9 protein-coding genes and 4 pseudogenes are annotated in these 10,061 nt (G+C 57.2%); 8 read left to right on the top strand and 5 right to left on the bottom strand.

All coding sequences use genetic code 11. The features are described from left to right. Positions 1–247: 247 nt before the first annotated feature. Positions 248–536 (bottom strand): annotated as a pseudogene (locus tag ACPYOJ_RS32700) (transposase); the annotation flags it as partial. 131 nt (positions 537–667) lie between these two features. On the opposite strand from ACPYOJ_RS32700, the gene ACPYOJ_RS32695 reads away from it, so the two are divergent. From ACPYOJ_RS32695 to ACPYOJ_RS32680, 4 genes are all read left to right on the top strand, one after another. Next, positions 668–1,057: a cytochrome-c peroxidase gene (locus ACPYOJ_RS32695; RefSeq protein ID WP_481419954.1), complete on the top strand. Its 390-nt coding sequence runs from the start codon at positions 668–670 to the stop codon at positions 1,055–1,057. Positions 1,058–1,170: 113 nt separating this feature from the next. Next, positions 1,171–1,596 (top strand): DAHL domain-containing protein, encoded by a 426-nt coding sequence (locus tag ACPYOJ_RS32690; RefSeq protein ID WP_481419956.1) that lies wholly within the window; start codon positions 1,171–1,173, stop codon positions 1,594–1,596. Positions 1,597–2,040: 444 nt separating this feature from the next. Beyond that, positions 2,041–3,195 carry a serine hydrolase domain-containing protein gene (locus ACPYOJ_RS32685; RefSeq protein ID WP_481419953.1) on the top strand — a complete coding sequence of 385 codons (1,155 nt, stop codon included), beginning with the start codon at positions 2,041–2,043 and terminating at the stop codon, positions 3,193–3,195. A 133-nt stretch (positions 3,196–3,328) separates the two neighbouring features. Continuing rightward, the gene (locus ACPYOJ_RS32680) at positions 3,329–4,630 is read left to right on the top strand and encodes a condensation domain-containing protein (protein ID WP_481419952.1); all 1,302 of its coding nucleotides are present in this window, start codon (positions 3,329–3,331) and stop codon (positions 4,628–4,630) included. A gap of 406 nt (positions 4,631–5,036) precedes the next feature. On the opposite strand, the gene ACPYOJ_RS32675 is transcribed toward ACPYOJ_RS32680, so the two are convergent. The 3 genes and pseudogenes from ACPYOJ_RS32675 to ACPYOJ_RS32665 form a co-directional block, all read right to left on the bottom strand. After that, positions 5,037–5,162, bottom strand: a complete 126-nt coding sequence (locus ACPYOJ_RS32675; RefSeq protein WP_481419951.1) for a hypothetical protein — start codon at positions 5,160–5,162, stop codon at positions 5,037–5,039. Between the two features lie 785 nt (positions 5,163–5,947). Further along, positions 5,948–6,380, bottom strand: a pseudogene (locus ACPYOJ_RS32670) (RNA polymerase sigma factor); the annotation flags it as partial. A gap of 35 nt (positions 6,381–6,415) precedes the next feature. Next, complete coding sequence (locus ACPYOJ_RS32665; protein ID WP_481419950.1) at positions 6,416–6,973, bottom strand: tetratricopeptide repeat protein; 558 nt, start codon at positions 6,971–6,973, stop codon at positions 6,416–6,418. 277 nt (positions 6,974–7,250) lie between these two features. On the opposite strand from ACPYOJ_RS32665, the pseudogene ACPYOJ_RS32660 reads away from it, so the two are divergent. Together ACPYOJ_RS32660 and ACPYOJ_RS32655 are read left to right on the top strand one after the other, a co-directional pair. Continuing rightward, positions 7,251–7,550: pseudogene (locus tag ACPYOJ_RS32660) on the top strand (3-oxoacyl-[acyl-carrier-protein] synthase III C-terminal domain-containing protein); the annotation flags it as partial. Continuing rightward, the gene (locus ACPYOJ_RS32655) at positions 7,547–7,687 is read left to right on the top strand and encodes a transposase (protein ID WP_481419949.1); all 141 of its coding nucleotides are present in this window, start codon (positions 7,547–7,549) and stop codon (positions 7,685–7,687) included. The pseudogene ACPYOJ_RS32660 and the gene ACPYOJ_RS32655, both read left to right, overlap by 4 nt. A 20-nt stretch (positions 7,688–7,707) precedes the next feature. On the opposite strand, the pseudogene ACPYOJ_RS32650 reads toward ACPYOJ_RS32655, so the two are convergent. Then, a pseudogene (locus ACPYOJ_RS32650) lies at positions 7,708–9,095 on the bottom strand (ISKra4 family transposase). On the opposite strand from ACPYOJ_RS32650, the gene ACPYOJ_RS32645 reads away from it, so the two are divergent. Together ACPYOJ_RS32645 and ACPYOJ_RS32640 are read left to right on the top strand one after the other, a co-directional pair. Further along, on the top strand, positions 8,994–9,245 hold the full coding sequence (locus ACPYOJ_RS32645; RefSeq protein ID WP_481419955.1) for a hypothetical protein: 252 nt from the start codon (positions 8,994–8,996) through the stop codon (positions 9,243–9,245). The pseudogene ACPYOJ_RS32650 and the gene ACPYOJ_RS32645 sit on opposite strands and share 102 nt — an antisense overlap. Before the next feature lie 168 nt (positions 9,246–9,413). Continuing rightward, the gene (locus ACPYOJ_RS32640) at positions 9,414–9,812 is read left to right on the top strand and encodes a hypothetical protein (protein WP_481419948.1); all 399 of its coding nucleotides are present in this window, start codon (positions 9,414–9,416) and stop codon (positions 9,810–9,812) included. Positions 9,813–10,061 lie beyond the last annotated feature (249 nt).

Raw genomic sequence — 10,061 nt, 5'->3', positions numbered from 1 at the left:
GATGGACGGAGGCGGCTCTTGACGCAGGGCGAGCCGTTCCTTGAGACGCCGGACGGCCGCTTTGTGGTGGTGCGTGCGCGCCTTTGGAGAAAGATTGACCCGCACCTGGCCTAAGAAGGCAGGCAGCGCCTGGCGTCGGAGCTGTTATTGCTCTTGAAGGGATGTGAACCATTGACCCACATCCCGTTTTCACAAGCATGCTGATATGTGAGTTCATGCCGAACCGCGACTTGCGAGATGCGTCAGGCTATCCGGTACGCCTCGTCTGCGCCAGAAGCTTCTGCCGGAAGACCTCGGCAGGCGTCTTGTAGCCGAGGCACTTGCGTGGTGTTGAATTGAGCCGGTCGCAGAGGTCCTTCAGGTCGCAATCGGAGATCGACAGTGGATCGACCTCTCTCGAAAGCCATTTTCGCGCGCGGCCGTTGGTGTTTTCGACAGTGCCTTTCTGCCAGGGTTGATTGCGGATCACAGAACCAGGTCTGCGTGCCGATGCCGGCCTGCAGATAGGGCCAGTCGGTGAATTCGGTGCCGCGGTTCGAAACTCTGATCGTTTGGCAACGCGGGACGCACTTGCGACCTAACAACGGTCACTAACAACACCAAACTCCGATTTCGATCGGTATCTCATGGTGATCCGAGTGCTCTCTCGGCTGACGCGACTGCCGGGATGCAGCTTTTCAGAAATTACGGGTGCGCGTCGTGCCATCAGGGTTCGAACCTCGGCGGCAACATGTTTCAGAGCTTCGGCATTTACGCCGAGCCTCCACCCGGGGATAGCGCTGATGGCGATCTCGGCCGGTTCACCCTGACAGGCGATGTCGATGATAAAGGGGTCTTTCGCGTTCCGAGCCTGCGAAACGTTGCGGTAACAGCACCCTATTTCCACGATGGTCGGGCGAAGACCTTGCCGGAAGCGGTCGCGGTGATGGGAACGGTGCAGCTCGGCCGCACCCTCTCGCAGACCGAAATCCAATCTCTGGTCGCCTTCTTGAAGGCCTTGACGGGCGAGTATCATGGAAAACAGCTTCAAACGGCCGACACGCAGAAGCATGATTGAACTCTGGCGGATCGCTCTGTTAATCGTCGGCGCGGTCTCGTTCGCACTGTTGGCGCGTGGACGAGTACCCTCCCGTGAGGTTCACGAAGCGATCATGACGGCTTTGAGGGTCGATCGACATCAATCATGCCTCACTGCAGCGCGACGCTTTACAGGCGCGAGCTGGGCTGCTGCTGAACTACGATCCGCTTGCCAATTCCGTCGTGCAGCTTCGACTTTCGGCATCCAGATTGTCGGGGCTGATCAGACAGGCGGGGCTTACGAATCCTGGCCGTCTGGAAAAGGAACTCTCCCAGGTATCATCTTGTGTCGACGAGGATGAGGCGCTGATCGAGCAGTTCAAGACCAACAATGGTCTCCTGCAAAATTCGCAGTCGATCGCCATCCAAATGCTGAGTGCCATGCACGCCAGCAACTATCAGGAAACGCAGCGGAATGCCGATATCCCTTCAGCACATGATCATCGAGCGCCGCCAGTTGAGCCTCAGCCTCTCGGAGCTCACGAAAATGACGGACCGAAGCCAAAAACCGACCTATGACTGTCGCGATGCCACAATGCCGCCCGGGAACGTTCCGCGGTTGTGCAGGAGAGCGACGCTCCTCCTGCAAATCGGTGTAGTGGCTCGGCGACAGGTGGATCAGATTGAAAAAATAGCTCATCGCATTGCTCCATTCGGTCAACAGACGTTTGTGCCTGTGCTTTGAATTTTGCTTGACCAAGCTACCGCTTCATTTTGCCTTCGAGCCACCGTGTTTCAGCTGCAACTGTTGGACATCAGCCGCGCGGTTCAGCTCTGTGCGGCGTAGGCATGCGCTCCTCACCAATAGCCAAGGCTTCCAATCCATTTCAAAAGAAATCTTTTAATGCGATTTTGCAATTTCGCTGCGCCATAGCCCAGCCACTTTGCGAGGGCATCCGGCGCAGGCATGCTGTGACATTCTCGCGCGCTGACGGATGAGCCCTGACATCTGGCAAGCGTGTTATGCAATATCTCGACGATCTTCTTCTTGATGCCGTGCAGAGGCGGCAGGTGCCTTATATTGTCGCCAGCGTAGGACGCTCGGACGGGACGGTGTGGACAGGTCAGGCCGGCAATGCTGCCGGGGATATTGAAGCAAGCGACCAAACCACCCTGTTCCGCATCTTTTCGATGACGAAGGCGATTGCCGCCACGGGTGCCGCTATCCTCGCTGAGCGGAAACAACTTGATTGGAATTGGCCGGTCGCAGCCGTTCTCCCGCAATCCAATAGCCTGGAAGTGTTGGACGGGATGCGTGGGAACGTAGCGTTTTTCCGGCGGCCACGCCCGGGAGCGACGCTTCTGCAACTGGCAACCCATCAATCTGGTCTCGCTTACGAGTATTACGATCCTGTTCTCGCCCACTATTTCGGCCGGACCGGCAAGCCAACGATCATGTCCGGTCTTAAGGAGGGGCTCCTTTATCCACTCCGTTTCGACCAAGGGACGCGTTGGCAGTACGGTACCGGTATCGATTGGCTGGGGCTCGTTATTGAAACGATCGATGGGCGGCCGATCGACCGCTTTTGTCGGGAGGAAATCTTTGAGCCCCTCCAGATGACGCACACTGTCTTCGAACCCGGCAGGGCGGATGTGGTAGGAGACATCTTTCTACGCCGTCCCGACGGCGGCCTGGCGGCAGTTCCCGTGGATGTTGCGGTCCCCAGGATCCCCGAATTCTATGCAATGGGGCACGCACTCTACTCAACTCCCGCCGATTACATGCGCTTCCTGCGCATGTGGCTCAATCACGGCGAACTGGATGGACGAAGATTGATCTCCACCGACACGGCAACGTCGTTTCTTGCTAATCAGCTTGGTGAATTGACGCTTCCGGAATTGTCGCGTTGTGTCCCACACAGCTCGTATGACTTTGCATTCTTCCCTCGCACGAGAAAGGGCCACAGCCTCGGTTTCGCCCGCATGCAGGAGGGTGTCGCGGGTATGCGCAGTGAGGGATCTCAATTTTGGGGCGGTTTGCTCAACACACACTTCTGGTTCGATACCCGGCGCGATATCGCTGTCGTAGTGATGACGCAATTGCTGCCATTTCTCGATCCGCCATTCATGGCGGCGATGGCCGGCCTGGAAAAGAGCATCTATCGCAATTTCGCCTGAGCCCAGCGCCGACCTTGCGATTAAGCGTGCTCGGTTCCGGTTGCGATCGTAATCAAGTATCAAGTTTTTGCCATCGGATGGAAACGCGGTCATCTCACCCTTGCGGCAGTTACTGAGCGCAAAGGATGTTCTCGTGCGATACAAACTCGATGCATACGACTGCCAGCCTACCAAAGAAAAGACGCCGTCCGATCCGGCTCTTCTCCGCAAGCTGGGCGCGTTCGAACTACTTCTGCACGGCTATTCAGTCGAGCACCCCCGCCATTTCTGCATCGTCGCAGAGGTCCAGAGCAAGAAAAGTCCGATCGAATATCGCAACGCCTTCGATGAAGTTCAAAAACGTCACGCTTTGCTTTCGGCATCTATTTCGAATGGCGCTGATGGTGAACTTGTGTTCAATCGCTGCGACGAGCCGATCAGCGTTGTTTTCGAGCGTCGTTTTGCAGGCCTCGATTGGCGCTCAATCGTGGAGAAGGAGCTTGCCTCGGACATCAAGGCCTCCGATGGGCCATTGATGCGAGCGACAATGCTCTATGGACGGCCTCTGTCGATTGTTGTCTTGACGTTCCACCACGCGATCGCGGATGGGCTGTCTGCCGCCTATATTATTCGCGACTTGATGGAAGCTTTGGAGGGTCGGGAATTACCTGCTCTCCCGTTGTCCAAGCCGATGGACCACCTCGCGGCGGAGCGAGTGCAATCGGACGGCAACGGCATTGCGATGAGCAAGGCGTCGGACCAGGAACTCCAACAGCTTCGATGCCTCGCGGATGCACCGCTCTGGCGGCCGTTCAAAGGAGACCGCCCTTCCGTTTCGTCGCTCTCCCTCTCGCGTAGTTTCACCGACCTTCTCCTAACTAAATGCCGCTCCAACGGCACAACCGTTCAGGGCGCGCTCTGTGCGGCAATCGTCTGCAGCCTGGCAAACGATCTGGATCAGCAGGTGATCACCGTTGCGAACGCGATCAGCCGTCGTAGGCATCTAGGAGCAATCGAGGGCATATGCACGATGCTCGCCGATCTGGAGCCTGTTCAATTCCAATCCGCGCCGCGCTTAGAGTTCTGGGATATCGCCCGAGAAGCAATTGAGTCTCTCAAAGCGGGACGAACCGAGGAGGCGCTGCGCCGTCGCGTTGGCATGCTGCAGTCGGTGCTTCCTCGCGAAGCGGATCCTGAACTGGCGGCAGGCATTTTTGCGTCGATGCAATACGACGTGGTTCTAGCAAATCTCGGCAACGTTCCGATTCCGCGCAAGGTCGGCGGCACGACACTCAAGACATTATGGGGGCCATTCGTTCAGGGGCGTTTCACGAACGAGCGTGTTATTGGAGCCGCGACTATCGGCGGTCAGCTGACGATCGTGCAGACCAGCCCCAGACACATCTATTCATTCCTGGAAAAAGTCCGCCAGGAACTCATCGATGCCTGCATCTAAGGTCAGTGACCATATACCGGGTTTCGCTTTCCCATATGTTCGGCAATGTGTGACCATTCTCTCCTGATCCCCAAATTTGAGCGTCTCCTTTTCGATCGTGGTGAGTTGCGCAAACGCGTTCTCTGTAAACCATAGGTCGACAAAACAGACCGCCATCTTTCTTTTCTTTGACGATAACCTTCAGAAGCTTAGCAACGGCATCGGCCCACACTCGCTTCGAGGACCCGCTTGATCTCGACGGAATATGTGGCAAGCGTTCCAGCGACCTCGTGTGCAAGAGCCAGGGGTGAGCGTCACTCGAAAGCCGAGCCCGTCGAACACCTCAGCGATGGTGCGCTCGACATCCAGCTATTCCAAATGGCCGAGGCGGAGGGATACTGCGCAATCAGTCGAGAAAATCGTTCGCTCAACGCAGCAAGATTCTCACTTCTGCTTCGATGTCCGGCTGATCTTCGCGGATAAGTTCCAGCCAATTACGTAGATCCACCAGCGCCTTCAGTTCAACCGAAAGCGAAAGGTTTCGCTCCACCATTGCAAGCGCGCCAGCCGAAAAGCCTAAATCGCTTACAAGAACTACTCGGCCGATCTCCTATGTGAGCCCTGCTCTAATCAATGTATTGACGTCTTGGGCAGACCCGTCGAACTCTCGAGTAAAATTTCGTCTCGATAACGATGCTTTGCGTCAACACCGGAGGTCGCCTCGCCGCGGAAACTACTGAAACTCAGGCCGTCGTCGCGTTGACCAGAGCCGCGCTGCCGAACCAGATCGAACCCGTCGCTCTGCAGAATTGGGGTCATGACGTCCCCTAAAATACGCTCTGCCTCGTTGGGAGATGGCGTCGCCGCGACCTCGAGTCGAGCAATGTCGGCGATGATGCGGTTGTAGTCTGCGGTTGAAATCCTCTCCCAATCACGCAGATCTAGGCTTCCGGCAGACGATAAGAATCTCGGTTTCGCGGAAGCACATTTCCTGCTTGTTCCATGGTAGCAAGCATCCAACTCATAATCGGCGACTCTCGGATCATGCGGCCGCATGTCCGACCAACCAGCGCATGTTGAACGCTTTCAGCCGTCGCGGCACTGAATGCATTACGCAAAGCCGCCAACGTCAAACCGTCTCCCCCATGGATGCAGTCGGAAGATGGTTCAAGAAGTTTCTCTTTCGGCGCGGTCTTCAATTGCCAGATGGTCGTCCGCTTCATCGGTACCGAATGAGTGACGGTGAGTACGACGAAGCTCGATCCCTTCTACGAGCATCGGTCAATAGGCTGCTCCGAGAAGATAGTACCGCCGCGGCTCTATTAGCGGCCTTCTGCGCCGCCGCAGCACCTGGTTTGCCATCACGTGTGTTTCGGTGTCGCGGGCTCCGTCGAAGACCAGCGCTTCCTCCGGATCCGCGAAGCCCCTGCCCTGGCGGACCTTGCGGGAGCGGATCTCGTTCAGCCAGATCGAATGCTGGATCGAAAACAGCCAGCGATCGAGCCGGGTTCCCTGTTCGAATTGCGCAACACGCTTCAAGCGCCCGGACGCAGGTCTGCTGGACGAGATCATCGGCCACATCACGCTGGCGCGAGAATACGAGGCCATAACGCCAGAGCTTGGCAAAGTTCTCCGTCAGGCCCTTTCTGATGTCCGCTTCGCTCGCGATGACCGCCTCCGCCCCGGTTCTTCTTCTGGAGATCGCCGGCTGAGCCGGCGATTCCATTTTCGGGCGACTATACGCAGGAAATGTGGTACGCGCGACCGACATCCGAATATCCCATCCGCCCCGCGTCCTGCCTCGATTTACATCTTCGTCGGATTGATGATAGCCGCGTTGAGGTCCTCATATGGCTCGCAGTCGGTGCCGCAGATCGTCTTGATGATGCCTAGCTGTTCTTTGGCAAGGTCGACGCGGCCTTTGATGACATAGGCTTCGCCGAGATATTCACGAACCTGCGCATATTGCGGGTCGAGCTTTACCGACTTGAGGTAATAGGTGATGCCTTCATCCGTACGGCCGAGCTTGCGCGTAGCGTAGCCGCGATAGTTCAGCACTTGCGCATTGTTCTGATCCTTGACGGTATCAAGCGTCGCCAGCGCCTCTTCGTATCGGCCGGCCTTCGCCAGCGAATAGGCATAATCGGTGCGGTTTTGGTCCGTCACGTTGGCGCCTTGCTGCTTCACGCATCTCTTCGACTTCTTGTCGTAGATTTGGCCCTTTTTGCAAACGGGCGTGGTCGCGCCGCTGTCGCTGTTGCTGCCGCTAGCGCCGCCAATTGCGAAGACCGGGGTGGAAAGCATGGAGGCGGCGATGAAGCCGCCAAAAACGAGAGAAGCAATACGAACAGTCGTGGTCGTCATGGGAATATCTCCGTGGAAAATGACGTTGCGCCGAAAGAACACCCCTGGCCCGCATTTTATTCGGACGGCGGTAGGCATTTTTTGCATCACCCTTTTGTGACGCTGGCGGCCCGAATAAATCGCCGTGCCAGGTGTTCTCAGCTTTACCGCCGGGCAACAAGGAGAATGCAGTGAGCGATATGGTGAAATTGCTGAGCCTCGCGGTTGCGGTGCCGGAACACGTCATCACGCAGGCAGAAGCTGCCGCGGCTTCCGCCCGCCTCTTTGCTGGGACGGCATCCTTGCCCGCAACGGGCTTTCGCGCCGGGACATCGACCGCTTTGTCTGCCACCCGGGCGGTACCAGGGTGCTGGAAGCGATGGAAAGCGCGCTGGCGCTTTCGCCCGGTTCGCTCGATCACGAGCGCTCAGTGCTGTCCGACTATGGCAACATGTCCTCGCCGACCGTGCTCTTCGTGCTGGAACGCGTCATCCAAGCCGGTCTGCCGGACCGCGCAGCGATGATTGCGATGGGACCGGGCTTTTCGGCCAGCTGCGTCACTCTGCGGAGGACGGCATCTTGCGGAGAAGGCTCATGAAATCACGAGGCCCATACAGACGGCACTCGACGCAGTTCAAGCTGCAGCTTTGTCAGGATATTCGTAACGGCATCATCGGCCGCGGCGATGCCCAACGAACCTATGGCGTCTCAGCCAACCTCATTCAGCTCTGGTGAGATCGGTAATTTCTCTGGGGTCAGGCGGCACGCAGCAGAAGCGGCTTCGGCTTGAAACTTGGTGGCACGTTCGGTTCTGGCAGTCGGAAAGGAATCCGAAGCCGGTTGCGGAGTGCACCGTTCAGTTCGGCCACCCGGAGCTGCATGAGCATGTGGGCACCTTGAAGGGACCAGCGCATTTGCTGTTTTTTCACCATCCGCTTGGCGACGAGCGAGTTCACCGCTGACTCGGCGAGGGTCGTGGCAACCCGAAGGCCGGCGCGGTGGCGCTTTCCATAGTCGATGATCGAGGTGCGATTCGATCGGACATAGGTCAGGAGCTACGTGCCAAGGTTATGAAGGCGTGGGATCGAGAAGTCGGCTTTCCCCTCCGATTGCTTCAAACTGGAGAGAAGTCTCTCTAGGTCGTGAATCGTGCGATCGACCCGCCCGTGCCATAGGCGCCATTTCAGGGCCCTGATGTCCCTGTCGTCGATGCAGGGTAAAATTTCAGCGAAAGCGGATTGGGATCGAGCGACGTGAGCGGCGATCTGCTGCATGGGCTGGATCTTCATGGCGATGGGGACCAGTCTATGATATGGGCCGTCGGTTGCGGCATGGCGCGGGGAAACCGCTTCAGGATGTCGGCGCCGTCCGAAATCACCGTCACGTCGCCAAAGCCGCGATATCCTATTTCTTGGAGAGCATGAAGAGCGTGATTGCGGATTGCATGTTGCTCAGTGCTGCTGGTGACGAAATAGCGGCTATCGGTTTCACCTCGTCCACCGCGGCCGCATCTCGCTACTACGAGCTCGAAATTTCTCGCCGAATTGGGCTCGGCGCTGCGAACGTGGGCCGTATCGATGCTGATGACAAACTCTTTGCGCCGATCGCCAGGAAGCTGCATTTCAAGCTGGTGTCGTTCATCCATTTGAGCCCTCGTATGCCATATTTCCTGGACGGTCTGGTCGTCGAGGCGCTCCCCAATCTTGAGGGTGCGCTTGCGCACGGTCGCGTGCATCTCGGTAGGCTCAATAGGCAGAAAATCGGTAAGCACCTTTGCCGCCTGCCGATATGGCACCGTACTCCCCAGCCGCGCCGTCAGCTCCATCAACTCTGGCGTCGCTCGATCGGGACAAATTTCCTTCAGCGGCGCGAAGGCGGCAATCATGCCCGGATAGCAATCCCGACACAACATCCAGCGAGGATTGCGCACCTCTACCGTGCCGAACACGGTTCGGAGCCGGCGAGTCGTGTAATCCTTGACTGGCCGGAATGCATGGCAATCCGGCCAGACTCGACGAAAGAGACAAAAGGTTTCCGCCTCGTGGCCTACGACCGCGCTCTGCAGCGCCGCGAGTATCTTTTTGCCGTCATTGATCGAGAAGCCAATTTCTCCCTCGAACAGGCGCTCCCAGCTTTTGTCGATACGAACTTCTTTCCGGGGAGCGGCGCGATCGACAAGACGGCCGCTGGTGAATATCTAGCGGCGAATGGCCAGGAGATAGGCCAGACACTATTGCGGGAAGGCTTCGCTCGAGAGTGGCGGCCGAGGCACCGGAACCACTGGTGCGATTGACTCCAGCACCTTTGTGCGAGGGTGGCACATCCGAATCATCCGGCGTAATCCACACCATGACCCCAGAGCGATTTTCCGTCTCGTGCATATTCGATGGGGGTCTCAGAAATTTGCAACAAACATTCCAGGTCCGCGTTTGGGTGTAACAAGATAACGTTAGGCGAACCAATGCCCTACAGGCGCTACGGTTTAGAGGAGAACCCTGACGGCAGTTGGCGTGTCATAGACTACCGCGAAGGAAAGGCTGCGGAAAAGAACGGAGCGGTTCTCGATCGGTTACCGCACGATACCGCTAGGAACCTTGAATTTATCCTTAATGCCCAAGAGAAGGGGAGGAGGAAGGCTAAGGTCGCGCCTCAGGACCAAAAGGCACACGTCATGGCAGCCGATCGATATAGCTTTCGCAAGAACCTCAACAACTACTGGACGGTAGTTGATGCGGTGACCGGACAGGCGGTCGTTATCGATGGGATGGTCATGGATATGCTCACCGAAGAGGAGGCCGAGGAGTTGGTCGAGCGGCTGAATCGCAACGAGAATGAAGAAGGACCTTTTAAGAGGCACTGAGGTTTCCCCTATGGAGGGAGGCTCTGCCTCTGTTGACCGCGCAGCGGTATCTCCGATTGGGCCACTCAGAAATTTGGCCGAAACATTTTGGGGTCAATTCCATAGTTTGCCCAGGTTGTGCTAAGGCTGTGACAGAGGCAATCGGGGTGCAATATGAGCTACAAGGCGATTACATTCACCGCGGTAATCCTAAGTCTGTCTGCGGTTTCCACCAAGGCTGCTGCTCCTATCACAGGGAACGACCTTCAC

The sequence above is a fragment of the Rhizobium sp. SVR5-9E genome (assembly GCF_056755095.1).
The sequence above is the reverse complement of the archived record's forward strand: the minus strand, read 5'-3'. Positions and strand labels throughout refer to the sequence as shown.